This is a genomic window from Leclercia sp. 1548 (genome assembly GCF_050435045.1).
Classification (GTDB): domain Bacteria; phylum Pseudomonadota; class Gammaproteobacteria; order Enterobacterales; family Enterobacteriaceae; genus Enterobacter; species Enterobacter adecarboxylatus.
The window spans coordinates 629,694-654,807 of record NZ_JBNDJP010000003.1 but is presented as its reverse complement, the minus strand read 5'-3'; the positions used below and the strand labels follow the sequence as shown (position 1 = coordinate 654,807).

Here is a 25,114-nt window from a genome sequence, read left to right as displayed (position 1 = left end):
TTCAACCAAATTTTCTTCATGATCCCGGGTGGAGGTGTTCCCAGCTCAGGCCAAAGCGGGCGAGATATTTGCGCAGCCTGTCGGCATCGTTAGGGTTGGCTTTCTTCATGCGCGAAACCGCAAAGAGTTCACGTCCGGCCTCGGATAAAGAGGCGCTACGACGGCACACTTCCAGCACGGTTTCCAGCTGTCGCTGGTCGAAAAGATCCAGGTCCATGACCGGAGATGGCGCGGCGGTCTGCCAGCTCTCCTGCAACCTGACGATCTCCTCCTCAACAAGCGCTAAGGTGATGCGCCCCTGTTCGGCAAGCGTGGCCATCCGCGCGACAGAGGAGCCCAGTTCACGAAAGTTGCCGCGCCATAACGCCTGAGGCGAGTCAGCAAAACGCAAATAGCGTTCACGCGCCTCCTTGTCGAAACGCACCTGGGATTGCGTTTGCGTCGCGAAACGTTGCAGTTCGTACTCCACGTTGGGGGCGATATCCTCCCGACGCTGCGCCAGGCCGGGCAGGGCAAAACTCCACATATTGATACGCGCCCAGAGATCCTCACGAAAACGCCCTTCCGCCACCCACTGCCGCATATCCCGGTGCGTACCGGCAATCAGCTGAAAATCACTTTTGACCTCTTTATCGGAGCCAAACGGGAAGAAGGTTTTCTCTTCGATAGCCTTCAACAGCATGGCTTGTTCGTCGAGGCCCAGTTCAGCGATCTCATCTAAAAACAATACGCCGCCGTCGGCCTCACGCAGCAGTCCGGCGCGCGCCGTGGCCGCCCCGGTAAATGCCCCTTTGACATGGCCGAACAAGGTGGACATGGCGTTGTCACCCCGCAGCGTGGCGCAGTTGACCGCCACCAGCCTGCCCGTCAGCTGATGGCGGGATTGCTTAAGCTGATATATACGGTTGGCGAGGAAGGATTTTCCGGCCCCTGTGGGGCCAGTCAGCAAAACAGGGGCGGTCGAGCGTAGCGCCACGCGCTCGATCTGGTCGATGAGGGCGTTGAAGGTGGCATTACGGGTATCAATCCCCGCTTTCAGGAACGAAATGGATTCCTGCTGCTCGCGCTGAAAGCGGCTGGTCAGCGTGGTATAGCGGCTTAAATCCAGGTCGATGATCGAGTAACGCCCGATGGGTACGGCCTCTTCGGAGGCATCCCTGCTGGCGGGGCCGGTTTGGATCAGGCTGGCGGGGAGATACCGCGCTTCGGTCAGTAAAAACCAGCAGATCTGTGCCACGTGGGTGCCGGTAGTAATATGCACCAGGTACTCTTCATTCTCGGTGTCAAACGTGTAATGGGTGGCGAAGTCGAGGAACGCGGCGTAGACCTCTTCAAAATCCCAGGGATCGGCAATGGTGACGGGCCACGGTCGCACGGTGGTATGGGGAGAAAGCAGCCTGATGTCTTCCGTTATCTGTTCCGCCATCCCCCGATCCTGCGGCTGGTGGAGCAACTCCAGCCTGTCGACGGGGAGACCGGGTTGCTGGCAAAGCGCGACGGTCGGGCGCCATTTGCGTAAGCGGTTGGCCCGCTTGCCGCGTTTGTCCATCACCGTACCCAGAACACCAATAACCACTCGCCGCTTTTTCATGTTTATCCTGCAAGATAAAAACCGATACTAAAAGATAAAAATATTCTGCGGGTTAAGCAATGTCTGGCGAGGCGTTGAAAATAAAAGGCAATATAATCAATCATATAAATTTTATCTGTGGAGGCACAGGATTCTGGCACGCTTCTGGCAGTACTTCCGGTAACAGACAGTCCTGAGGGTCAGCACCATGAAAAAGAATGATTTTGACGTGTTAACGGCGCAGCACAGTGCGCCCGTAAAAATGTGGACGCATGGCGTGCCCGTGGAGCCAGAGGCGCGCGAGCAGCTGCTGAATACCGCGAAGATGCCGTTTATTTTTAAACATCTGGCGGTGATGCCGGATGTCCATCTCGGGAAAGGCTCCACCATTGGCAGCGTGATCCCCACCAAAGGGGCCATCATTCCGGCGGCGGTGGGGGTGGATATCGGCTGCGGGATGATTGCCGTACGAACATCCCTTCTGGCAGCCGATCTGCCGGATAATCTTCACGGTCTGCGCAGCGCCATTGAGCAGGCGGTGCCACACGGGCGCACCAATACCCGCTCCCGTCGCGACAAGGGAGCATGGGAGAAGACGCCGGATGAAGTGGATAACCATTGGGCGACGCTGGCACCCCGTTTTAAAAGGCTGACGGATAAGTACCCGCAGCTGCTGAAAACCAATAACCATCAGCATCTGGGCACGCTGGGTACCGGCAATCACTTTATCGAGATCTGCCTGGACGAGCAGCAACGCGTGTGGGTCATGCTGCACAGCGGCTCGCGCGGCGTGGGCAACGCGATCGGCAATGTGTTTATCACTCTGGCGCAGAAAGATATGCAGCAGCATATCGCCAACCTGCCGGACAGAAACCTGGCCTACTTCCAGGAGGGGAGTCGGCACTATAACGATTACATCGAAGCCGTGGAGTGGGCGCAGGATTTTGCCCGCCATAACCGCGAGGTGATGATGGCGCGCGTGCTGGCCGCGCTCTCGCGCATTGTGCCAAAACCTTTCCTGACCCAGCAGGAGGCGGTGAATTGCCATCACAACTATGTCCAGAAAGAGCGGCATTTTGGTGAAGAGGTACTGGTGACGCGCAAAGGGGCGGTATCGGCGCAGAAGGGCGAGATGGGGATCATCCCCGGCTCAATGGGCGCGAAGAGCTTTATCGTGCGCGGCCTGGGCAATGAAGAGAGCTTTTGCTCCTGCAGCCACGGGGCAGGGCGGGTGATGAGCCGGACGGCGGCCAAAAAACGCTTCACCGTTGCCGATCAGATCCGCGCCACGGCCCACGTCGAGTGCAGAAAAGACAACGAGGTAATCGATGAGATCCCGATGGCCTATAAAGACATTGATGCCGTTATGGCGGCCCAGGCCTCACTGGTCGAAATCGTTCATACCCTGCGTCAGGTTGTGTGTGTAAAAGGATAAAAGAGATGACTGATAACGGTGTGGATACCGCCATGCGCGAGCGCGTGCGGCAGCAACTCCACGAAATAGAGCAGCGATTCAATGTCACCGTGCTGTACGCCTGCGAATCGGGCAGCCGGGGCTGGGGATTCGCCTCCCCGGGCAGCGATTATGACGTGCGCTTCCTGTATGTGCATAAGCCTGACTGGTATTTACGCGTCGAACCGCAGCGGGACGTGATCGAGCTGCCCATAGACGAACTGGACGTCAGCGGCTGGGAGTGGCGCAAGGCGCTTGGCCTGCTTAAAGCGGCCAACCCTACGCTTATCGAGTGGCTGGATTCGCCGGTGGTCTATCAGCAGAGCGACAGGGTGATAACAGAGCTACGCGCGCAGGTGCCCGCCTGGTTTTCCCCTGTGCGTGCGCGCTGGCATTACTACTCGATGGCACGCAAAAACTTCCGCGTTTATTTACAGGACGAAGAAGTGCGGCTGAAGAAGTACTTTTATGTCCTGCGGCCGCTGTTAGCGGTGCGCTGGGTAGAGGCAGGAAAAGGCATGCCGCCGATGCGTTTTGCCGAACTTCTGGCGGGAAGCGAGCTTGATGCGGCGTTACGTCAGGAGATCGATGAGCTGCTGGCGATAAAACAGCGCGCGGGAGAAGCACAGTACGGCCCGAGACGCCCTTTGCTGCACGCTTTTATTCAGCATGAGCTCGAACGGGGTGAAAACCCACCCACGCTGCCCGACAGCCGCGATGGTGATATAGCCTCGCTGGATTCACTGCTGATGAGAACGGTGTTGGCAGGATAAAAAAATGGCCCGGTTATCCGGGCCATGTTCATCTTACTCAAACAAGTTGTGATGCAGCTTCTGCACAACCTGCTCGGCTTCGGCGCCAGGCACCAGGAAGCACAGGTTGTAGCTGGATGCGCCATAGCAAATCATGCGGATGTTGAACGGCTCCAGCACGCCAAATACCTCTTTGCCCACGCCGCTGGCGCGGGACAGCTCGTTGCCGATGATGGCCACCAGGGCGAGATCTTCTTCCACCTCGACACGGCACAGTTCCGACAGCTCCATCAGCAGGGACTGGGTCAGCAGGGTATCACCGGTGGAGGTAGAGCCTGTGGTATCCAGGGTCAGGGCGATGTTCACTTCTGAGGTGGTCACCAGATCGACCGAGATGCTGTGGCGCGCCAGAATGCTAAACACGTCGGCCAGGAAGCCGCGGGAGTGCAACATGCTCAGGCTGTGCAGGGTCAGCAGGGTCTGCTTGCGACGCAGCGCCAGGGCACGGAACAGCGGCGGGTTTTCGGTGGTATTGCATACCATGGTGCCGCCCGCTTTTGGATCCTTGCTGGAGCCAACAAAAACAGGAATATCGCTGCGCACGGCAGGCATCAGCGTCGCCGGATGCAGTACTTTCGCACCAAAGGTCGCCATCTCAGCGGCTTCTTCAAAGGCGATCACATCAATACGTTTTGCCGCCGGTACCACGCGCGGGTCGGTGGTGTAGATACCCGGCACGTCCGTCCAGATATCCACGCGGGATGCCTTCAGGGCTTCGCCCAGCAGGGCTGCGGTGTAGTCGCTGCCGCCACGGCCCAGCGTAGTGGTGCGGCCTTTGGCCTCGCTACCGATAAAGCCCTGGGTGATGACAATGCCTTCTGCCAGACGCGGTGCCAGCTGTTGGGTGGTCAGTTCGGCAATGGCGGTAATGTCCGGCTCGGCACGGCCAAAGCGGTCGCTGGTGCGCAGCACTTTACGCACGTCAAACCACAGCGAGTCAACGTTACGCTCGCGCAGCACTTCGACAAACAGCAGGGTCGACATCAGTTCACCGTGGCTGACCAGTTCGTCGGTCAGGGCGGTGGAGGTGGCCAGAGAGGCGGCTTCCGCCAGGGTGATGATATTTTCCAGCAGACGCTCAATTTCTTCGCTGATCACGCTTGGATCGCGCAGGCGGCTAAGAATATCGAACTGAATTTTGTGCAGCGCTTCGAGCTTCGCCTGGCGCTCGCTCGCTTCCAGCCCTTCAGCAAGGGCGACCAACAGATTGGTGACGCCAGCCGAAGCGGACAGCACCACCAGGCGGGTATCAGGATCGGCCAGCACCACATCGGCGCTGCGGTTCATGGCGTCGTAATCGGCCACGCTGGTACCGCCAAATTTGGCGACAACAAAACTCGTCATAACAACCTCGTGTCAGGGAAGGAAAAAAGCGACCATGGCACAAGGACAAAATAGTTTTATCGGTGCAGGCGCAAATACCGTGTGTATAAATAAAATGTGCAGGGGATCCTGTCAACGCCGGGATTATGCGGATTTTTCATGCTGCCTTCCATATGAGAAACAGGACTTATAACAGCTATATTTTTGGAGCTTTTGAGCTGCACTTGATGCAGGCCAGGCCAATGGCATAAAAACCATCACAATTTTTGGCGACAGAGGCTACAATCGACCGAGGTCACAATTCTCAATTCAGAAGAGTATTGCTATGAAAAATATCAATCCAACGCAGACTTCAGCCTGGCAGGCATTACAGAAACATTTTGATGAAATGAAAGACGTCACCATCGCGGAACTGTTCGCGAAAGACGGCGATCGTTTCAGCAAGTTCTCCGCGACCTTCGACGATCAGATGCTGGTCGATTTTTCCAAAAACCGCATCACCGAAGAGACGCTGGCAAAACTGCAGGATCTGGCGAAAGAGACCGATCTGAGCGGTGCCATCAAGTCCATGTTCTCCGGTGAGAAGATCAACCGCACCGAAGACCGCGCAGTACTGCATGTGGCTCTGCGTAACCGTAGCAATACCCCTATTATCGTTGACGGCAAAGATGTGATGCCGGAAGTGAATGCCGTACTGGAAAAGATGAAAGCCTTCTCTGAAGCCATCATCTCCGGTAACTGGAAAGGCTACACTGGCCAGGCGATCACCGACGTAGTCAACATCGGTATCGGCGGCTCCGACCTCGGCCCGTTCATGGTGACCGAAGCGCTGCGTCCATATAAAAATCACCTCAACATGCACTTTGTCTCTAACGTCGATGGCACCCACATCGCCGAAGTGCTGAAAAAGGTGAACCCGGAAACCACGCTGTTCCTGGTGGCGTCCAAAACCTTCACCACCCAGGAAACCATGACCAACGCCCACAGCGCGCGCGACTGGTTCCTGAAAACGGCTGGCGACGAGCAGCATGTTGCGAAACACTTCGCGGCGCTCTCTACCAACGCCAAAGCGGTTGGCGAGTTCGGCATCGACACCGCCAACATGTTTGAATTCTGGGATTGGGTAGGGGGTCGTTACTCCCTGTGGTCCGCTATCGGCCTGTCGATCATCCTCTCCGTGGGCTACGACAACTTTGTTGAGCTGCTCTCCGGCGCGCACGCGATGGACAACCACTTCGCCAACACCGCACCAGAGAAAAACCTGCCGGTACTGCTGGCGCTGATCGGCATCTGGTACAACAACTTCTTCGGCGCTGAAACCGAAGCGATCCTGCCGTACGACCAGTACATGCACCGTTTCGCGGCCTACTTCCAGCAGGGCAACATGGAATCCAACGGTAAATACGTTGACCGTAACGGCAACGCCGTGGATTACCAGACCGGCCCAATCATCTGGGGTGAGCCAGGCACCAACGGCCAGCACGCGTTCTACCAGCTGATCCACCAGGGCACCAAAATGGTTCCTTGCGACTTTATCGCCCCGGCCATTACGCACAACCCGCTGTCTGACCACCATCCGAAACTGCTGTCGAACTTCTTCGCGCAAACTGAAGCGCTGGCGTTCGGTAAAGCGCGTGATGTGGTTGAGCAGGAGTATCGCGATCAGGGTAAAGATCCTGCGACCCTGGACCACGTTGTGCCGTTCAAAGTGTTCGAAGGCAACCGTCCAACTAACTCCATCCTGCTGCGTGAGATCACCCCGTTCAGCCTGGGCGCGCTGATTGCCCTGTATGAGCACAAAATCTTCACCCAGGGCGCCATCCTGAACATCTTCACTTTCGACCAGTGGGGCGTGGAGCTGGGTAAACAGCTGGCTAACCGCATTCTGCCGGAGCTGGGTGATAACCAGGATATTAACAGCCACGACAGCTCTACCAACGGTCTGATTAACCGTTATAAAGCATGGCGTGCCTAATCTCGCTGCTGTGAACAATGCCGGCTTATTGCCGTAATGCCGCTTAGTTAAGCCCGGTGGATTGTTCCGTTCACCTCAGGTTCAGCAGAAGATGGCATTCCACAACTCGTGAACGTGACAAGGGGGGCCGCCGGGCCCCCCTTGTCAATCCCCGCGGCCCCGCAATGAAACCGGTGCTTCGCACTGCGCTCACCTCCCGACCGGCTGCCTGCGGTCGGCTCAACTCGACATCCTGTCTCGATTCGCCTCTGGCCGCCATCCCTGGCGTCCAGCCCTTGTCATCCGGTCTCCGGTTCGCCGGTTTCAGCGGGGAATTAACCCCGTGCCACATTCAGGCGACTGAGAAGCGTGAGGGAGCGTGAATCCGGCTGAACATCGCCGAAGCGATGACCGCAGCGGAGGGGGCATAAGCAGAGGTGCTGTAGTGAACGGAAGCTTTCCACTTCAGTCACTGAGAAGTACCGAATCGTTTAACTGACTGGCATTACGGCTTATTGCCGGCATTTTTTTACCTGCGGGTTTGCCACCTGAACAAAATATAAACAAAAAATATAGATCCCCGTCACATTTTTGCGTTATACAGGAACCTCGCCCCGGAGAATGAGGTGCTGTATGACATCCCTGACTCGCCCACGCGTTGAGTTTATCTCGACCCTTTTACAGACCGTGCTGAACCTGGGTCTGTTGAGCCTTGGCCTGATTCTCGTCATCTTCCTCGGTAAAGAGACGGTGCATCTGGCTGATGTGCTTTTTGCCCCTGAGCAAACCAGCAAATACGAGCTGGTTGAAGGGCTGGTGGTTTACTTTCTTTACTTCGAATTTATCGCCCTGATCGTTAAGTACTTTCAGTCTGGCTTTCACTTCCCGCTGCGCTACTTTGTCTACATTGGGATCACCGCGATTGTGCGGCTGATCATCGTCGATCATAAATCGCCCCTCGACGTGCTGCTTTATTCGGCGGCCATCCTGCTGCTGGTGGTTACGCTCTGGCTGTGCAACTCGAAGCGGCTGAAACGGGAATAAAAAAAGGGCGGCCCGAGGGCCGCCGAATACAGTCACAAGTTTGGATCAAGACATCAAGGCAAAGTTGAGGGTTGCAGTGGTATAACAATGATACTTAACCTTTCACGCCCCCTGCGGTCAGGCCGTTCACCAGCCAGCGCTGGGCCAGCAGGAACACGACGGTGATCGGGATAGCGGAGAGTACGGCGGCTGCGGCAAAGTCGCCCCACAGGTAGTTTTGTGGGTTGAGGTATTGCTGCATCCCTACCGCCAGGGTGTAGCTGTTCACATCACGCAGCAGCAGTGACGCGACCGGCACTTCAGTGATGGCGGCGATAAACGACAGAATAAAGACGACCGCCAGAATCGGCACCGACAGGGGCAGCAGCACCAGACGGAATGCCTGCCACGGGGTTGCGCCATCCAGCGACGCCGCTTCTTCCAGCGAATTATCGATAGTTTCGAAATAGCCTTTAATGGTCCACACATGCAGCGCGATACCGCCAAGATAGGCGAAAATCACCCCGCCGTGGGTGTTCAGGCCGATGAACGGCACATACTGGCCGAGGCGGTCGAACAACGCATACAGGGCCACCAGCGACAGGACCGCCGGGAACATCTGGAAAATCAGCATCCCTTTCAGCAGCGTCGCTTTCCCTTTAAAGCGCATACGGGCAAAGGCGTAAGCGCAGGTGGTGGAGAGCGTCACGATACCAATCGCGGTGATGGTGGCGACTTTCACCGAGTTCCACAGCCACAGCAGTACCGGGAACGGCGGCGGCGTGACGCGGCCATCGGCGTGCTCCACGCTGAAGCCCAGCGCCAGTTTCCAGTGCTCCCAGGAGATTTGCTCCGGGATCAGGCTACCGGTGGCGAAGTTCCCGGAACGCAGGGAGATGGCGATAACCATCAGCAGCGGGAACATGATCGCCGCGATAAAAATCAGCAGCCCTAGGTGCGTAACCAGCAGGCGCAGCTTTTGAGATTTGGGTTGGACCATAGCCATAATATTCTTTACTCCTTAACACCGCTCCAGGCTATTTTGCTTGCCGTTTTGAACGCTGACAGTGCTCAGAATCCTCACGTACTTCGTGTACGCTCCGGTTCTTGCGTGCTGGCAGCGCCCAGACTGGCTGCGCCAATAACGCCTGGTGATTCCAGTTAGTCAAATTTCATGCGTGTGGCTTTCAGGTTCACCACCGCCAGCGCGCCTACCAGCAGGAAGATCAGGGTGGCGATGGCCGCCGCCAGACCGAAATCCTGCCCCCCGCCGCCTTCAAAGGCGATACGGTAGGTGTAGCTCACGAGCAGGTCGGTATAGCCGGCCGGCGTGGTGGTGCCGAGACGGTCCGGGCCACCGTTGGTCAACAGCTGAATCAGCACGAAGTTGTTAAAGTTAAAGGCGAAGCTGGCGATCATCAGCGGCGTCAGCGGCTTGATCAGCAGCGGGAGCGTAATCTTGAAGAAGTTCTGGAATGGGGTTGCACCGTCCATCGCCGAGGCTTCGTACAGGTCATCCGGGATCGCCTTCAGGAGGCCCATGCACAGGATCATCATGTATGGATAGCCGAGCCAGGTGTTGACGATAACGATCATCGTACGGGCGGTGGTCGGGTCGCTGAACCAGGCCGGTTTAATGCCAAACAACCCGCTCAGCATCATGTTGATTTCACCAAAGCTCTGGTTGAACAGACCTTTGAAAATCAGAATCGAGATGAACGACGGCACGGCATACGGCAGGATCAGCAGGACGCGGTAAATCGCTTTCCCTTTTAACGCTTCCCACTGCACCAGACAGGCCAGCACCATGCCGACGGCCACGGTCAGGATCACGGTCAGTACCGAGAAGACTACGGTCCAGACGAAGATAGCGAAGAAGGGCTTCTGGATGCCTTCGTCGGTGAAGACGCGGGTAAAGTTGTCCCAGCCGATGGTGACGGTATAGCCCGGGCTGAGTTTATCGTCGCCCCAGTTGCCGTCAGCATTCACAGACTGGTAAAAGCCGATGTCGTTGTTCGGACGGTACTTCACGCCGGTCTGGTTGTTGGTCAGCGTGCTGTCATCGCCCAGCGTATAGAGCGGGCGGGTGCCGGAGAACTGGCGCAGCGAACTCATGATCACTTTGCTTTCGTCTGGCAGTTCGGCGGTCAGTTGGGTCAGCGCCTGGCGGTTCTGGGTGATGACACGCAGGTTAGCGCGCTCCCCTTCTGGCAGGGCGTCTGCTTCTTTCAGGGTCAGTTTCTGCTCGCCGCCAAATTTAAAGGCGTCGGAGACGTAATATTTGTTCGTGGTCGTGTCAGTCAGCGCCAGCTTCCACTCATCACCGGCCGGGTAGAGGCCAAAGTTGAAGGTCTTACCGGCCTGATAAGAACGGTCCATCAGCACCTGCTGGGCGCGCTCTTGCGCAAGCTGGTTGGTGCTGCTGTAGTTGGTGAAGGCAATGGCGATGGTGCAGATCAGCGGGAACAGAACAAACAGTCCCATCCCGGCCACACCCGGATAAACATAGCGCCAGGCGTAAGCTTTACGATTCGCAAAAATATAGAGGCCGACCGCGCTTAAGATCAGCGTCATGGCGGCAAACAGGTACTCCCCCTGGGCGTACATCAAAACAATAAGGTAACCCACCAGCAAACCCAGCAGACCAATCACTGACCATTTCAGCGTGTCGCTTTGCCACCAGTGTTTCTTTTTAACGACATCCATGGGGATCTTCCTCTACAACAATTAAACAACCCTCATCCCAGGCCTCTCCCTGAGAGAGAGGCCTTGTCCCTCAAGAGAGAAGGCCGGGATGAGGGGGTTACAGCCTGTCTTACTTGGTAATACGACCCTGAGCATCTTTCAGTGCGGCATCCACAGTCTGACGACCGCTGGCGGCATTGATCACCGCAGTACGGGTGGCATACCAGAAGGCAGCCATCTGTGGGATGTTCGGCATGATTTCGCCTTTCTCGGCGTTGCTCATGGTGGCGGCGATGCGTGGATCTTTCGCCAGCGTTTCCTGGAAGGATTTCAGCGCCACAGCACCCAGCGGTTTATCCTTGTTCACTTCTTCCAGACCCTGATCGGTCAGCAGGTAGTTTTCCAGGAACTCTTTCGCCAGCTCTTTGTTCGGGCTGGCGGCGTTGATACCGGCACTCAGCACGCCAACGAACGGTTTAGACGGTTTGCCATTGAAGGTTGGCAGTACCGCGACGCCGTAGTTGATTTTGCTCTTATCGATGTTGGACCACGCCCACGGACCGTTGATGGTCATCGCGGTTTCGCCCTTGTTGAACGCGGCTTCAGCGATGGAGTAATCGGTGTCTGCGTTCATGTGTTTGTTCTTGATCAGGTCAACCAGGAAGGTCAGACCCGCTTTCGCGCCTGCGTTGTCCACGCCGACATCTTTCACGTCATATTTGCCGTCAGCAAATTTGAACGCGTAACCGCCATCGGCAGCAATCAGCGGCCAGGTGAAGTACGGCTCTTGCAGGTTGAACATCAGCGCGCTCTTACCTTTCGCCTTCAGCTCTTTATCCAGCGCCGGGATCTCTTCCCAGGTTTTTGGCGGGTTAGGAACGAGATCTTTGTTGTAAATCAGGGAGAGCGACTCAACCGCTACCGGGTAAGCAATCAGCTTGCCGTTGTAACGTACGGCATCCCAGGTGAACGGGAACAGTTTGTCCTGGAAGGCTTTATCGGGAGAAACTTCTGCCAGCAGGCCAGACTGTGCGTAGCCACCGAAACGGTCATGCGCCCAGAAGATGATATCCGGGCCGTCGCCGGTCGCCGCAACCTGCGGGAATTTCTCTTCCAGTTTGTCCGGGTGTTCAACGGTGACTTTGATGCCGGTATCTTTCTCGAATTTTTTACCCACTTCGGCCAGGCCGTTGTAGCCTTTGTCGCCGTTAATCCAGATTACCAGCTTACCTTCTTCAATTTTGGCGAGCGCCGGAGCGGAGATCATCATTGCTGCAAGGGCGGACAATGCGAAAACGCGTGCGCCAGTCTTGATATTCATATCTGCCATCCTTTTTGGTGATGTGCTGTGGATACATGAGGTGGTTCAACGTCGCTCAGTCTCCTTATTTGACATCCTCTTTCCATCCTCCCGTCCCCTACGCCCCACCCCCGTTTTATGTGATCTGCGTTGCATAAAATTGAGTTATGTGTCCCAGCGCACATAAAAGTACGGTGATTTTTGCCAGTGACATCACGAATTTAGCCTCAGCCCCCGAGCCGCGCTGGTGGAGTCCTCTCTCTCATCCTCCCGCCTCCTCCCCCATAAAAAAGGCAGGGGGTGGAGGATTCGCGACGCGTTGCGATACCGCATAGTCAGCCCATATTGAATGTTTCTGTCGATGACAGGTTGTAACGAAGGGAGTAGGGCATGGCGAGCGTAGAACTGCGTAACGTAACGAAAGCCTGGGGTGACGTGGTGGTATCGAAAGATATCAACCTCGATATTCAGGAAGGCGAATTCGTGGTTTTTGTTGGCCCGTCAGGCTGTGGTAAATCCACGCTGCTGCGCATGATTGCCGGTCTGGAAACCATCACCAGCGGTGATTTGATGATTGGCGATACCCGTATGAACGATATCCCGCCTGCGGAGCGCGGCGTCGGGATGGTATTCCAGTCCTACGCACTTTATCCCCATCTCTCCGTTGCCGAGAACATGTCGTTCGGCCTGAAGCTGGCCGGCGCCAAAAAAGAGACCATTAACCAGCGCGTGACCCAGGTTGCCGAAGTCCTGCAGCTGGCACACCTGCTGGAGCGTAAGCCGAAGGCGCTCTCCGGTGGTCAGCGTCAGCGTGTGGCGATTGGCCGTACGCTGGTGGCAGAGCCGCGCGTGTTCCTGCTCGATGAGCCGCTGTCGAACCTCGACGCCGCGCTGCGCGTGCAGATGCGTATTGAAATCTCCCGCCTGCACAAGCGTCTGGGCCGCACCATGATTTACGTCACCCACGATCAGGTCGAAGCGATGACCCTGGCCGACAAGATTGTGGTGCTGGATGCCGGTCGCGTGGCCCAGGTGGGTAAACCGCTGGAACTCTATCACTACCCGGCAGACCGCTTTGTTGCGGGCTTTATTGGCTCGCCAAAGATGAACTTCCTGCCGGTCAAAGTCACCGCTACCGCCATTGAACAGGTTCAGGTTGAACTGCCTAACCGCCAGCAGGTGTGGTTACCGGTAGACAGCGCAAACGTACAGGTAGGGGCAAACATGTCCCTCGGGATCCGCCCTGAGCATCTGCTGCCGAGCCACATCGCTGATGTGACGCTGGAAGGTGAGGTTCAGGTGGTTGAGCAACTTGGTCACGAAACACAGATTCATATCCAGATCCCAGCCATTCGTCAGAACCTGGTGTACCGCCAGAATGACGTGGTGTTGGTAAAAGAGGGTGCCACATTCGCTATCGGCTTGCCGCCAGAGCGCTGCCATCTGTTCCGAGAAGATGGCACTGCATGTCGTCGGCTGCACCAGGAGCCAGGCGTTTAAGCAATCCCAATAATAAGCACGAAACCATCAGGTGAAGTGTTCAAAGAAAAGCAATGATCTCAGGAGATAGAATAATGATTACTCTGCGCAAAGTCCCTCTGGCGGTCGCCATTGCGGCAGGCATCCTGTCTGCCCAGGCCGGCGCTGTCGACTTTAAAGGTTATGCTCGTTCTGGCATTGGCTGGACCGGGAGTGGTGGCGAACAGCAGTGTTTCCAGGCAACAGGTGCACAAAGTAAATACCGTCTTGGTAACGAATGTGAAACCTATGCCGAGCTGAAACTGGGCCAGGAAGTGTGGAAAGAGGGCGACAAGAGCTTCTACTTCGACACCAACGTAGCCTACTCCGTTTCACAGCAGAATGACTGGGAATCAACCAGCCCGGCCTTCCGTGAAGCAAACGTGCAGGGTAAAAACCTGATTGAATGGCTGCCAGGCTCCACCATTTGGGCCGGTAAGCGCTTCTATCAGCGTCATGACGTCCACATGATCGACTTCTACTACTGGGATATTTCAGGTCCTGGTGCAGGTATCGAAAACATCGATCTGGGCTTCGGTAAACTCTCTCTGGCAGCAACCCGTTCTTCTGAGTCCGGCGGTTCTGCAACCTTCGCCGATCGTGATGCCAATGGCGATCGCATTTATGACAACGTCGTACCTAACGATGTCTTCGATGTTCGTTTAGCGGGCATGGAAATCAACCCAGGCGGTACCCTGGAGCTGGGCGTTGACTACGGTCACACCAACATTCCAGACGATTACTACCTGCAGCCTGGCGCCTCTAAAGATGGCTGGATGTTCACTGCTGAACACACCCAGAGCATGCTGAAAGGCTTTAACAAGTTCGTTGTGCAGTACGGCACGGACTCTATGACCTCTAACGGCAAAGGTATTCCACAGGGCGGTAGCGTTGATAACGACGGTTCTATGATCCGCGTGATCGACCACGGTGCGATCACCCTGGCTGACCAGTGGGACCTGATGTACGTCGGTATGTACCAGAACATTGACCGCGACAACAACAACGGCACCGAGTGGTGGACCGTCGGTGTTCGTCCAATGTTCAAATGGACGCCAATCATGTCCACCCTGCTGGAAGTTGGCTACGACAACGTTAAATCTCAGAAAACTGACGATACCAACAACCAGTACAAAATCACCCTGGCACAACAGTGGCAGGCAGGCGACAGCATCTGGTCTCGTCCGGCTATCCGTGTCTTCGCAACCTACGCCAAGTGGGATGAGAAATGGGGCTACGCGAACAACGGCGATACTGGCTACACCTCTGGCGTAGCGTACCGCGACACTTCCGCGAAAACCTTCAGCCGTGGCGACAACGATGAGTGGACCTTCGGTGCCCAGATGGAAATCTGGTGGTAATACGTAACACCTGATGTATTGACCTAAAAGAGGGGCGCAAGCCCCTCTCTTCATAGGGTGCTGCGCGCTATTGCCTGGCCACCGCAGTGCTGATGCTATCTGAGGTAAACATAATGAAAATGAAGAAAAGTCTCGTCGCGCTGTGCCTCTCCGCAGGGTTACTGGCAAGTGCTCCCGCCGTCACCCTGGCGAACGTCAATTTTGTACCGCAAAACACCAGCGCCGCGCCTGCTGTACCGGCTGCCGCACTGCAACAGTTAGTCTGGACGCCTGTCGACCAGTCTAAAACCCAGACCACCCAGCTTTCTACCGGTGGCCAGACCCTGAATGTGCCGGGGATCAGCGGCCCGGTAGCGGCCTACAGCGTGCCTGCCAATATCGGTGAAATCACCCTTACGCTGACCAGTGTAGTGAACAAGCAAACCAGCGTATTCGCCCCGAACGTGCTGATTCTGGATCAGAACCTGACGCCATCGGCCTACTTCCCAAGCGAATACTTTACCTACCAGGAGCCGGGCGTAATGAGCGCTGACCGCCTGGAAGGGGTGATGCGCCTGACGCCTGCGCTGGGCCAGCAAAAACTGTACGTCCTGGTGTTTACCACTGATAAGGATCTGCAGCAAACCACCAAACTCATCAACCCGGCAAAAGCCTATGCCAAAGGCACCGGCAACGCCGTACCGGATATCCCGGATCCGCTTGCCCGCCACGTCACTGACGGCGAGCTGAAGCTGAAAGTTTCTACCAATAATGCCTCCAGCGTGCTGGTCGGCCCGCTGTTTGGTTCTTCCGGCCAGGGCCCGGTCACTGTGGGTAATACCGCAGCACCTGCCCCGGTCTACGCCGCGCCAGCCGCTGCACCGGCTACTGCTGCTGCTCCTGTTGCCGCCCCGGTCGCCGCGAAGAAAGCCGAGCCGGTGCTGAATGACACCGAAACCTACTTCAATCAGGCCATTAAACAGGCAGTTGCTAAAGGTGACGTCGATAAGGCGCTGAAACTCCTCGATGAAGCCGAGCGTTTAGGCTCGACCACTGCCCGTTCCACCTTTATCAGCAGTGTAAAAGGCAAGGGGTGACCGTCTCCCCACAGTGCTGATTTTGTCAGTAGTTTGGTGCGCCCTTGCGGGCGCACTTTTTTTGCGCTGACTGCCGCTGTTGCATCTCTGTTGCGATAATGTTCGCTAGTTCACGTTTGCCCGCCCCCATTCCGCGTTTCTGCGATACAATAGCTTCACGTTATGTATCGGAGAGTCAGGCATGTCACACCCCGCGCTTTTGCTCCTGCGCGCACTGCGTTATTTTGACGAAATTCCTGCGCTGGAACCGGAGCAGCTCGACTGGCTGCTGCTGGAAGATTCCATGACCAAACGTTTTGAGCAGCAGGGCAAAAAGGTCACCGTCACCCTCATTCAGGAGGGATTTGTCACGCCTGACGCGGTGGCAGATGAGCTGCCGTTGCTGCCGAAAGAGGCGCGTTACTGGCTGCGGGAGATCCTGCTCTGTGCCGATGGCGAGCCGTGGCTGGCCGGGCGCACCGTGGTGCCTGAGTCCACCCTCACCGGGCCGGAGATGGCGCTGCAACAGATGGGCAAAACCCCGCTGGGGCGTTATCTGTTCACCTCCTCCGAGCTTACCCGTGATTTTATCGAGATTGGGCACGAGGCCGGGCTATTGGGACGCCGTTCCCGCCTGCGCTTAAGTGGTAAACCCTTGATGCTGACCGAGCTGTTTTTACCGGCGTCGCCGCTGTACTAAGAGGAAGAGAAAATGGAGAGGAGTCTCACGCAGAACAAGCTGCTGGCGTACCACCGCCTGATGCGAACCGACAAGCCGATCGGTGCGCTGCTGCTGCTGTGGCCGACGCTGTGGGCGCTGTGGGTGGCTACCCCCGGCCTGCCGCCGCTGTGGATCCTGGCAGTGTTTGTGGCGGGCGTCTGGTTAATGCGCGCGGCGGGCTGTGTCGTCAACGACTATGCCGACCGTAAGTTTGACGGCCATGTAAAGCGCACCGCTAATCGCCCGCTGCCGAGCGGCGATGTCACCGAGAAAGAGGCCCGCACGCTGTTTGTGGTGCTGATCCTGCTCTCGTTCCTGCTGGTGCTGACCCTGAACACCATGACCATTCTGCTCTCCGTGGCAGCGCTGGCGCTGGCCTGGGTCTACCCGTTTATGAAGCGCTACACCCACCTGCCGCAGGTGGTGCTGGGTGCCGCCTTTGGCTGGTCGATCCCGATGGCGTTTGCCGCCGTCAGCGAAAGCGTGCCGTTGAGCTGCTGGCTGATGTTCCTGGCCAATATCCTTTGGGCCGTGGCCTACGACACGCAATATGCGATGGTCGATCGGGACGACGATCTGAAAATCGGCATCAAATCCACCGCCATTCTGTTTGGTCGTCAGGACAAGCTGATCATCGGGATTTTGCAGGTCGCGGTGCTGGGGTTAATGGTGGGCATTGGTTACCTGAACCAGCTTAACGGCGCATTTTACGCGGCGATCGCGGCGGCGGGCGTGCTGTTCATCTATCAGCAAAAGCTTATCGCAAACCGCGAGCGCGAAGCCTGCTTTAAAGCGTTCCTGAACAATAACTATGTAGGGCTGGTGTTGTTCCTGGGCCTGGCGGTGAGTTACTGGGCGTAAACAATGCCCGGCGGCGAGGTAAAAAAATGGCAGCCTTTCGGCTGTAATGCCAGTTAGTTAAGCAATTTGATATTTCTAAGTGACTGAAGTGGACGGGTTCCGTTCACTACAGCACCTCTGCTTTATGCCCCCTCCGCTGCGGTGAACGTGCCAGGGGGGCTCGCCGCCTCCCCCCTGGCTACCCCGGCTCCCGGCCAGGAAAATCGCCGCTTCGCAGTGCACTCAGCTTATTCCTCCAGCTTTCGGGTCGGGCACCAGCCTGCATCCCTGCAGGCTATGCCCTCTCGGCGCATCCCTGCGCCTCGCCCCGGCCTTACGGAAACGCTTCGTCGATTTTCAGCCGGATTCACGCTCCCTCAAGCTTCTCAGTCGCCTGAAAGGGGCACCGGTGTTGAGTCCCCGCTGAAACCGGCGAACCGGAGACCGGATGACAAGGGCTGGACGCCAGGGATGGCGGCCAGAGGCGAATCGAGACAGGATGTCGAGTTGGGCCGACCGCAGGCAGCCGGTCGGGAGGTGAGCGCAGTGCGAAGCACCGGTTTCATTGCGGGGCCGCGGGGATTGACAAGGGGGGCCCGGCGGCCCCCCTTGTCACGTTCACGGGTTGTGTAATGCCATGTTCTACTGAACATGAGGTGAACGGAACAATCCATCGGGCTTAACTGACTGGCATTACAGCCTTTCGGCTACCATTTTTTATGTTTGCTCCCTCTCCCGGTGGAAGAGGGGCGGGGGCGGGCATCAGACCGCAGACTCGCCCTGCGTTGCGCTCTCAATCGTTAAGCGCACGTCAGAGGTAATCAGGTCTGCCAGCATCTGGTACACCTTCATCGTCTCTTCCGGCTCGGCATCACCACTGTCGCTGATATAACCCTCGTCACGCAGCGTTAACACCAGTGAACTGAATACCGCTTTATCGAAGAACTCCGGCGCGTTGATGCCGTGCAGCATCGAGAGACGCTGTGCCAGCGTGCGGCTCTCTTTCTCCAGCGTACCGCGGTTGATCGACGGGTTGGCGCTCAGCAGCCAGAAAGTAATGGCATAGCGCTGCACGGTTTCGCGTGCGCCTGCCGCCAGCAGTTGCAGCGTGCGCGCCCGGGACGGGTTGATCAGCAGAAGGTCATCTTTCTGCGAAATCAGGCCCTGGCGGGTCAGCTCTTCAATCTGCTTATCCAGCACCTCGGCCAGCTCGTCGTTGTTCCAGCGCAGGAACAGCTCGGCTTTCAGCATCGGGTAAAGGGCGGTGACATGCTCCAGGAGCGCCTGACGGGTGATCTGGCGATGCTGGGTGATGATGGCCGCCATCAGCGAAGGCAGCATCAGCATATGCGCAATGTTGTTGCGGTAATAGGTCATCAGCACCGCCTGCTCGCGCGGCAGAATGATGATATCGCCGATGGTGTCCTTCTCGACCTCAAACTTGTTCATCTGCAGCGCGTGCTCAAGCAACTCGCTGGCGCTGGCGGTCGGCACCGTGGCGTCTTCCGCGTACGGCACGTTGCGCAACAGGTTCAGGTAGCAGTCGAGCTGCTCGGTCAGCTGCTCGCGGGTAAGCGAACGCTGGCGAGAGCCAAGCAGGGCGGTACAACACAGGTTCATGGCGTTGGCCGCACCGGCGTTGTTAATGCGCACCATCAGATCGGCGGCAATGGCGTTAACCGTTGGCGTCAGCCAGGCCGGACGCACTGCTTCGATCGGGTCGATGGACTCACGCCACTCCGGCACACGGTGATTCAGGTAGGTCATCAGCGGCATAGGTTCGCCGAAGTTCACATACCCCTGGCCGAGGTTACGCAGCTTGCTCAGGCCCCGCAGCATCTGCAGCAGGCTCTCTTTCTCTTTGGTGGCGCCGCGTAGCTCTTTGGCGTAGGTGCCCACTTCCATCACGTGCTCGTAACCGATGTAAATCGGCACCAGGGTGATTGGACGCGTACCGCCACGCAGCATCGCCTGAATGGTCATCGAAAGAGTGCCGGTCTTCGGATCGAGCAAACGCCCGGTACGGGAACGGCCGCCTTCCACGAAATATTCCACCGAATAACCACGGCTGAACAGCTCGCCCAGATACTCGCGGAACACGGTAGAATAGAGCTTGTTACCTTTAAAGGTACGGCGAATAAAGAACGCACCCAGACGGCGGAAGATCGGGCCTGCTGGCCAGAAGTTGAGGTTGATACCCGCAGCGATGTGCGGCGGCACCAGCCCCTGGTGATAGAGCACATACGAGAGCAGCAGGTAGTCCATGTGGCTGCGGTGGCAGGGCACATAGACAATCTCATGGCCGTCGTGGGCAAGCTGGCGCACACGCTCGGCGTTGTGCACGTTAATCCCCTGATAGAGACGGTTCCAGGTAAAGCTCAGGATACGGTCGCTAAGGCGGATCATCTCGTAGGAGAAGTTGGCCGCAATCTCTTCCATCAGGGCGATGGCGTTTTGCTGCGCCTTCTCGTGGGAGATTTTTTTGCTGCGCGCTTCGTCTTCAACGGCGCGGGCAATGGCTTTTGAGGCCAGCAGCTTGTTAAACAGATCCTGGCGAGCAGGCAGGCGTGGGCCTACCGCGGCCAGACGCTGACGGGCAAAGTGCATGCGCGCCACACGTGCCAGCTTCTGGGCGATGGTCTTATCCGTACCGTGTTCATCGGCCATGCGGCGCAGTGAAACTGACGGTGAAAAACGGACAAAGCTGTCGCGGCCAAGCCAGTTGACGGCAAAAAATTTCTGCACCCCGTTGAGCATGCGCAACGGCGGATTCTCTTCGCCTTTATCGCGCCCCGGACGACGGCCAAACATGACCGACACGGGCACCATCTGCACATCCAGCAGCGGGTTGCTGCGGTGCAGATCGAGGTAATCATGGAACAGCTTGATCGACTCTTCTTTCGGTGTGTACCAGGTGAACACGCGAGGGCCACCGTGGATAAAGATGTAGCGCGGCAGTTGGGTGCCGTCGATCTCCAGCGGCTCCAGCGGATCGGGGAGATCGTGCGCCAGACATTGGGCGCGCAGCGTCAGCAAGTCGGCCTTCGAGTTATAAGGCAAAACGTACATAATAGGACGCGAGTTATCGAGTCCTAACTCCAGCGTAGGAACCGCCGGAATAGACTTGCTTTTTACCAGGACGCTTAATGGTAAATTAAGTAATTTGTAGTAAATTCGTGGCCAGCCAGACATAAACGATGTAAAGCCTCTGGTTAAAAATGCAATTGCGGCGCAAGGATAACAGAAAGCGCGCAAAATTTCTGTTGTTACCCGTCATACTTCCGGTGGCTGCGCAGGGCGCTTAAACCACCGTTTCTGACGCTATTTTCGAAGAAAGGTTTCTTTTAATGGCCAATAATACCACTGGGTTAACCCGAATCATTAAAGCTGCCGGCTATTCATGGAAAGGCATCCGTGCTGCCTGGATCAATGAAGCCGCATTTCGCCAGGAGGGTGTTGCTGTCATCGCGGCGATTATTATTGCCTGCTGGCTGGATGTGGATCCCATCACCCGCGTATTACTGATTGGCTCGGTGATGTTGGTGATGATAGTCGAAATTCTGAACAGTGCGATCGAGGCGGTAGTAGACCGTATCGGCACTGATTTTCACGAGCTATCGGGCCGGGCGAAAGATATGGGTTCTGCCGCAGTGCTGATGGCGATTATCGTTGCGTTGTTTACCTGGGTCACGCTGCTTTGGGGACATTTACGATAAGCCTTCAGAAACCGCAAAAGTCTCTGGTTTTTTATGCGGTTTGTGGTTCCAAAATCACCTTTAGCTGTATATACTCACAGCATAACTGTATATACACCCAGGGGGCGGAATGAAAGCGTTAACGACCAGGCAGCAAGAGGTGTTTGATCTCATTAGGGATCATATCGGCCAGACGGGTATGCCGCCGACGCGTGCAGAAATCGCGCAGCGTCTGGGCTTCCGTTCTCCAAATGCCGCTGAAGAGCACCTTAAGGCACTGGCGCGCAAGGGTGTGCTTGAAATTGTCTCCGGTGCGTCTCGCGGCATTCGTCTGCTGGTCGAAGCGGAAGAGGGTCTTCCCCTCGTCGGTCGTGTCGCCGCCGGTGAACCGCTGCTTGCGCAACAGCATATTGAAGGCCACTATCAGGTCGATCCTGGCATGTTTAAACCGAGCGCAGACTTTCTGCTCCGTGTTAGCGGCATGTCGATGAAAGATATCGGTATTCTGGACGGCGATCTGCTGGCAGTCCATAAAACTCAGGACGTGCGTAACGGGCAGGTTGTGGTCGCACGTATCGATGATGAAGTGACCGTTAAACGCCTGAAAAAGCAGGGTAACACTGTGCAACTGCTGCCGGAAAACAGCGAGTTTTCCCCGATTGTTGTCGACCTGCGTGAAAATAACTTTTCCATCGAAGGCCTGGCGGTTGGCGTCATCCGCAACGGTGAATGGTTATAATGCTTTTCTGACAGACTGCGGCAGTGTCGCAGTCTGTTTTTCTTGCCTCTGGCGAACATTTCCATGTCTCTCCTGACTTCTTCAGACAAGGCGTTGTGGCGTCTTGCACTTCCCATGATCGTCTCCAACATCAGCGTTCCTCTGCTTGGGCTGGTGGACACAGCGGTGATTGGTCATCTCGATTCGCCCGTCTATCTGGGCGGTGTCGCCATCGGCGCGACGGCAACCAGCTTCCTGTTTATGCTGCTGCTCTTTTTGCGCATGAGCACTACCGGGCTTACCGCTCAGGCCTATGGCGCGAAAGATCCGCTGCGTCTGGCCCGTGCGCTGGTGCAGCCGCTGATCCTGGCGCTGGGCGCAGGATTAATGATTGTGCTGCTGCGCACGCCGCTTATCGATCTGGCGCTGCATATTGTCGGTGGTAGCGAGGCCGTCCTGCATCAGGCGCGGCGCTTCCTTGAGATCCGTTGGCTCAGCGCCCCGGCATCGCTGGCTAACCTGGTGCTGCTCGGCTGGCTGTTGGGCGTGCAGTATGCCCGGGCACCGGTGATCCTGCTGGTGGTGGGCAACCTGCTCAATATCGTGCTGGATGTGTGGCTGGTGATGGGGCTGAAGATGAATGTTCAGGGCGCTGCCCTGGCGACCGCTATCGCGGAATACGCCACCCTGTTGATCGGCTTATGGATGGTCTGGCGGGTATTGGCGCTGCGCGGTATTTCGCTGGCGCTGCTGAAAACGAGCTGGCGCGGCAACATCCGTAAGCTACTGGCTCTCAATCGCGACATCATGTTGCGCTCGCTGCTGCTGCAACTCTGCTTCGGGGCGCTGACGGTTATGGGGGCACGGCTGGGGCCGGAGATTATCGCCGTCAACGCCGTGCTGATGACCTTGCTGACCTTTACCGCTTACGCGCTGGATGGCTTCGCCTATGCGGTCGAGGCGCACTCCGGGCAGGCCTATGGCGCACGGGAAAGCGGTCAGCTGCGGGAAGTGTGGCGGGCGGCCTGCCGTCAGTCTGGCCTGGTCGCGCTGACCTTTGCCCTCATCTATGCCCTGGCAGGCGATCAAATCATTGCCCTGCTGACTTCACTGCCCGAACTGCGCGAGCTGGCGAGCCACTATCTTATCTGGCAGGTGATCCTGCCGGTGGTGGGCGTCTGGTGCTATCTGCTGGATGGCATGTTTATCGGTGCCACCCGCGGGGCGGAGATGCGCAACAGCATGGCGGTGGCCGCTGCCGGGTTTGGCCTGACGCTCTTCACCCTGCCGTGGCTGGGCAACCATGGTTTGTGGCTGGCCCTGAGCGTGTTCCTGGCCCTGCGCGGGCTGTCTCTGGGGTGGATCTGGCATAGGCACTGGCGCAACGGCAGCTGGTTTTCATAGCGGCCTCGCCTTGCCAAATGGTAAAAGATTCCGAATAACAAACCTAACGCCGCAGGCTTATCTATAATTATTATCACGTCCAGCACGAAACGTATTTCAGGACGAACTTAACCTTAACGACCGAACGAAGAGGAATCGATGATGAATAAAGACCAAGTCGGCGGTAACTGGAAACAATTCAAAGGTAAAGTGAAAGAACAGTGGGGCGACCTGACTGACGATGACATGACCGTCATCGAAGGTAAACGTGACCAGCTGGTGGGTAAAATTCAGGAACGCTATGGTTATGAGAAAGACCAGGCGGAGAAAGAAGTTGGTGACTGGGAAACCCGTAACAACTATCGCTGGTAATTAACCTATACCCGCAGGTACACGGATGTACGCCCAGGGCGACCTTACAGGTCGCCCCTTTTTTTGCCCTCAGCGCGGCTTTTTCTTCAGCTGGATAGAGTGATCGTGCTGGCAATCTTCCTGATGGCGGCAGGCTTCCACTTCGACGCAGTTACGGCACAGGCCGTGCGCCTCAATCACGTTGTGACGCAGGGCAAAGCCCATCTTCGCTGCCAGGGTATGCATGATATCTTCCACCCCTTCCGCGCCCTCTTCCTTCACGCTGCCACAGCGGTCACAGATAAACATCGCAGAGGTGTGGGTCGGCTGATCGAACAGATGGCACAGCACATAGCTGTTGGTCGATTCCACCTTATGTACAAAGCCCTGCTCAAGTAAAAAATCGAGCGCCCGATATACGGTAGGCGGTTTGGCCTGAGGCTCGCTTTCGCGCAGCAGGTCGAGCAGATCGTAGGCGCTGATGGCCCCGTTTTGCAGACTCAGCAGACGCAACACTTCAAGGCGCTGCGGAGTCAGGCGCACATTGCGTTGCGCGCACAGCTTTTCGGCTTGCGCTAACAGTGCCTGCATTGTGGTCGTTTCCATTTTGCACCTCGAATAACGTGGAATAACAAACCGCCACTTTATCATGTTCTGGCCCAAACACCGAGATCCACCGGGTGTGCTACCCTGACGAAAAACCACAGGGGATGAAAAGATGAAAAGACCGGACTGCATTCGACACTGGCGTGAAGTAGAAGGTGCTGACAACTCGACCTATCCTGACAGCCCAGAGCGTTTCTCCATTGGCGCGCCGCTGGCCCGTGCGCTGGGGCTTGGCCGCCTCGGTATCCACCACGAACGTCTGCCGCCCGGGCGTCGCACTTCTTATCCTCATGCCGAAAGCGATGAAGAGGAATTTATCTTTGTGCTCGAGGGTTATCCCGAAGCCTGGATCAACGGCTATTTATGGAAGCTGGAGCCGGGGGATAGCGTGGGTTTTCCTGCCGGGACGGGGGTCTGTCACACCTTTATTAATAATACCAGTGAAGATGTACGGTTATTAGTCGTGGGTGAAGCAAATAAAAAACATAACCGAATTTATTATCCGCTGAATCCGGTATATGCCGCCACGCGCGAAGATCGCTGGATCGATCATCCGCCGCAATTTTTTGGACCTCATGATGGAAAACCAGGGCAAAAATAATTTCTTGTTCTATACATATTTAAACAGATAAGAAAATCAACGAGTTATCTAATACGAAAGTTTAGATAAATTCGTCGCCTAATACTTTTTTCACAAAGGACGTATGCCCCTGCGCGGCATTTAGCTGCCGGGGTTTATTCACCCA

21 protein-coding genes are annotated in these 25,114 nt (G+C 56.6%); 14 read left to right on the top strand and 7 right to left on the bottom strand.

Annotation, left to right across the window (positions count from 1 at the left end; translation table 11 throughout):
* Window positions 1–16: 16 nt before the first annotated feature.
* Window positions 17–1,591 (bottom strand): RNA repair transcriptional activator RtcR, encoded by a 1,575-nt coding sequence (gene rtcR, locus ABIE02_RS12560; protein ID WP_336995173.1) that lies wholly within the window; start codon window positions 1,589–1,591, stop codon window positions 17–19.
* 187 nt (window positions 1,592–1,778) lie between these two features.
* Between rtcR and ABIE02_RS12555 the strand changes: the two genes are divergently transcribed.
* The gene (locus tag ABIE02_RS12555; RefSeq protein ID WP_077226927.1) at window positions 1,779–3,005 is read left to right on the top strand and encodes an RtcB family protein; all 1,227 of its coding nucleotides are present in this window, start codon (window positions 1,779–1,781) and stop codon (window positions 3,003–3,005) included.
* Between the two features lie 5 nt (window positions 3,006–3,010).
* Window positions 3,011–3,796: a nucleotidyltransferase domain-containing protein gene (locus ABIE02_RS12550; RefSeq protein ID WP_336995172.1), complete on the top strand. Its 786-nt coding sequence runs from the start codon at window positions 3,011–3,013 to the stop codon at window positions 3,794–3,796.
* A gap of 33 nt (window positions 3,797–3,829) precedes the next feature.
* Here ABIE02_RS12550 and lysC read toward each other — a convergent pair whose 3' ends face one another.
* Window positions 3,830–5,179, bottom strand: coding sequence for a lysine-sensitive aspartokinase 3 (gene lysC / locus ABIE02_RS12545; RefSeq protein ID WP_032615947.1), 1,350 nt, complete (start codon window positions 5,177–5,179; stop codon window positions 3,830–3,832).
* A gap of 304 nt (window positions 5,180–5,483) precedes the next feature.
* On the opposite strand from lysC, the gene pgi reads away from it, so the two are divergent.
* Window positions 5,484–7,133, top strand: a complete 1,650-nt coding sequence (pgi, locus tag ABIE02_RS12540; RefSeq protein WP_032615948.1) for a glucose-6-phosphate isomerase — start codon at window positions 5,484–5,486, stop codon at window positions 7,131–7,133.
* A gap of 612 nt (window positions 7,134–7,745) precedes the next feature.
* Window positions 7,746–8,156, top strand: a complete 411-nt coding sequence (gene psiE, locus ABIE02_RS12535) for a phosphate-starvation-inducible protein PsiE (protein ID WP_032615949.1) — start codon at window positions 7,746–7,748, stop codon at window positions 8,154–8,156.
* A 94-nt stretch (window positions 8,157–8,250) separates the two neighbouring features.
* On the opposite strand, the gene malG is transcribed toward psiE, so the two are convergent.
* From malG to malE, 3 genes are all read right to left on the bottom strand, one after another.
* Window positions 8,251–9,141, bottom strand: a complete 891-nt coding sequence (malG, locus tag ABIE02_RS12530; RefSeq protein ID WP_059308953.1) for a maltose ABC transporter permease MalG — start codon at window positions 9,139–9,141, stop codon at window positions 8,251–8,253.
* Between the two features lie 155 nt (window positions 9,142–9,296).
* The gene (malF, locus tag ABIE02_RS12525) at window positions 9,297–10,841 is read right to left on the bottom strand and encodes a maltose ABC transporter permease MalF (RefSeq protein WP_144884197.1); all 1,545 of its coding nucleotides are present in this window, start codon (window positions 10,839–10,841) and stop codon (window positions 9,297–9,299) included.
* 109 nt (window positions 10,842–10,950) lie between these two features.
* Complete coding sequence (malE, locus tag ABIE02_RS12520; protein WP_032615953.1) at window positions 10,951–12,141, bottom strand: maltose/maltodextrin ABC transporter substrate-binding protein MalE; 1,191 nt, start codon at window positions 12,139–12,141, stop codon at window positions 10,951–10,953.
* 369 nt (window positions 12,142–12,510) lie between these two features.
* Between malE and malK the strand changes: the two genes are divergently transcribed.
* The 5 genes from malK (at window position 12,511) to ubiA (ending at window position 17,636) form a co-directional block, all read left to right on the top strand.
* Window positions 12,511–13,620 carry a maltose/maltodextrin ABC transporter ATP-binding protein MalK gene (gene malK, locus ABIE02_RS12515; RefSeq protein ID WP_032615954.1) on the top strand — a complete coding sequence of 370 codons (1,110 nt, stop codon included), beginning with the start codon at window positions 12,511–12,513 and terminating at the stop codon, window positions 13,618–13,620.
* 71 nt (window positions 13,621–13,691) lie between these two features.
* Window positions 13,692–14,999, top strand: a complete 1,308-nt coding sequence (locus ABIE02_RS12510; protein WP_032615958.1) for a maltoporin — start codon at window positions 13,692–13,694, stop codon at window positions 14,997–14,999.
* A 113-nt stretch (window positions 15,000–15,112) separates the two neighbouring features.
* Complete coding sequence (malM, locus tag ABIE02_RS12505; RefSeq protein WP_103793484.1) at window positions 15,113–16,075, top strand: maltose operon protein MalM; 963 nt, start codon at window positions 15,113–15,115, stop codon at window positions 16,073–16,075.
* 181 nt (window positions 16,076–16,256) lie between these two features.
* Window positions 16,257–16,754, top strand: a complete 498-nt coding sequence (ubiC, locus tag ABIE02_RS12500; RefSeq protein WP_077226931.1) for a chorismate lyase — start codon at window positions 16,257–16,259, stop codon at window positions 16,752–16,754.
* Window positions 16,755–16,766: 12 nt separating this feature from the next.
* Window positions 16,767–17,636 (top strand): 4-hydroxybenzoate octaprenyltransferase, encoded by an 870-nt coding sequence (ubiA, locus tag ABIE02_RS12495; RefSeq protein ID WP_032615957.1) that lies wholly within the window; start codon window positions 16,767–16,769, stop codon window positions 17,634–17,636.
* A 741-nt stretch (window positions 17,637–18,377) separates the two neighbouring features.
* On the opposite strand, the gene plsB is transcribed toward ubiA, so the two are convergent.
* Window positions 18,378–20,807, bottom strand: coding sequence for a glycerol-3-phosphate 1-O-acyltransferase PlsB (gene plsB / locus ABIE02_RS12490; RefSeq protein ID WP_032615963.1), 2,430 nt, complete (start codon window positions 20,805–20,807; stop codon window positions 18,378–18,380).
* Between the two features lie 155 nt (window positions 20,808–20,962).
* Between plsB and ABIE02_RS12485 the strand changes: the two genes are divergently transcribed.
* The 4 genes from ABIE02_RS12485 (at window position 20,963) to ABIE02_RS12470 (ending at window position 23,783) form a co-directional block, all read left to right on the top strand.
* Window positions 20,963–21,331: a diacylglycerol kinase gene (locus ABIE02_RS12485; RefSeq protein ID WP_032615965.1), complete on the top strand. Its 369-nt coding sequence runs from the start codon at window positions 20,963–20,965 to the stop codon at window positions 21,329–21,331.
* Between the two features lie 109 nt (window positions 21,332–21,440).
* Entirely contained in the window at window positions 21,441–22,049 is a 609-nt protein-coding gene (gene lexA, locus ABIE02_RS12480) for a transcriptional repressor LexA (RefSeq protein WP_032615967.1), read from the top strand.
* A gap of 63 nt (window positions 22,050–22,112) precedes the next feature.
* Window positions 22,113–23,432, top strand: coding sequence for an MATE family efflux transporter DinF (gene dinF / locus ABIE02_RS12475; RefSeq protein ID WP_103793481.1), 1,320 nt, complete (start codon window positions 22,113–22,115; stop codon window positions 23,430–23,432).
* A gap of 141 nt (window positions 23,433–23,573) precedes the next feature.
* On the top strand, window positions 23,574–23,783 hold the full coding sequence (locus tag ABIE02_RS12470) for a CsbD family protein (RefSeq protein ID WP_032615972.1): 210 nt from the start codon (window positions 23,574–23,576) through the stop codon (window positions 23,781–23,783).
* Between the two features lie 69 nt (window positions 23,784–23,852).
* On the opposite strand, the gene zur is transcribed toward ABIE02_RS12470, so the two are convergent.
* Window positions 23,853–24,368 carry a zinc uptake transcriptional repressor Zur gene (zur, locus tag ABIE02_RS12465; protein ID WP_032615974.1) on the bottom strand — a complete coding sequence of 172 codons (516 nt, stop codon included), beginning with the start codon at window positions 24,366–24,368 and terminating at the stop codon, window positions 23,853–23,855.
* A 112-nt stretch (window positions 24,369–24,480) separates the two neighbouring features.
* Here zur and ABIE02_RS12460 point away from each other — a divergent pair, with 112 nt between their 5' ends.
* Window positions 24,481–24,969, top strand: coding sequence for a cupin domain-containing protein (locus ABIE02_RS12460; protein ID WP_032615976.1), 489 nt, complete (start codon window positions 24,481–24,483; stop codon window positions 24,967–24,969).
* The last annotated feature ends 145 nt before the right edge of the window (window positions 24,970–25,114 follow it).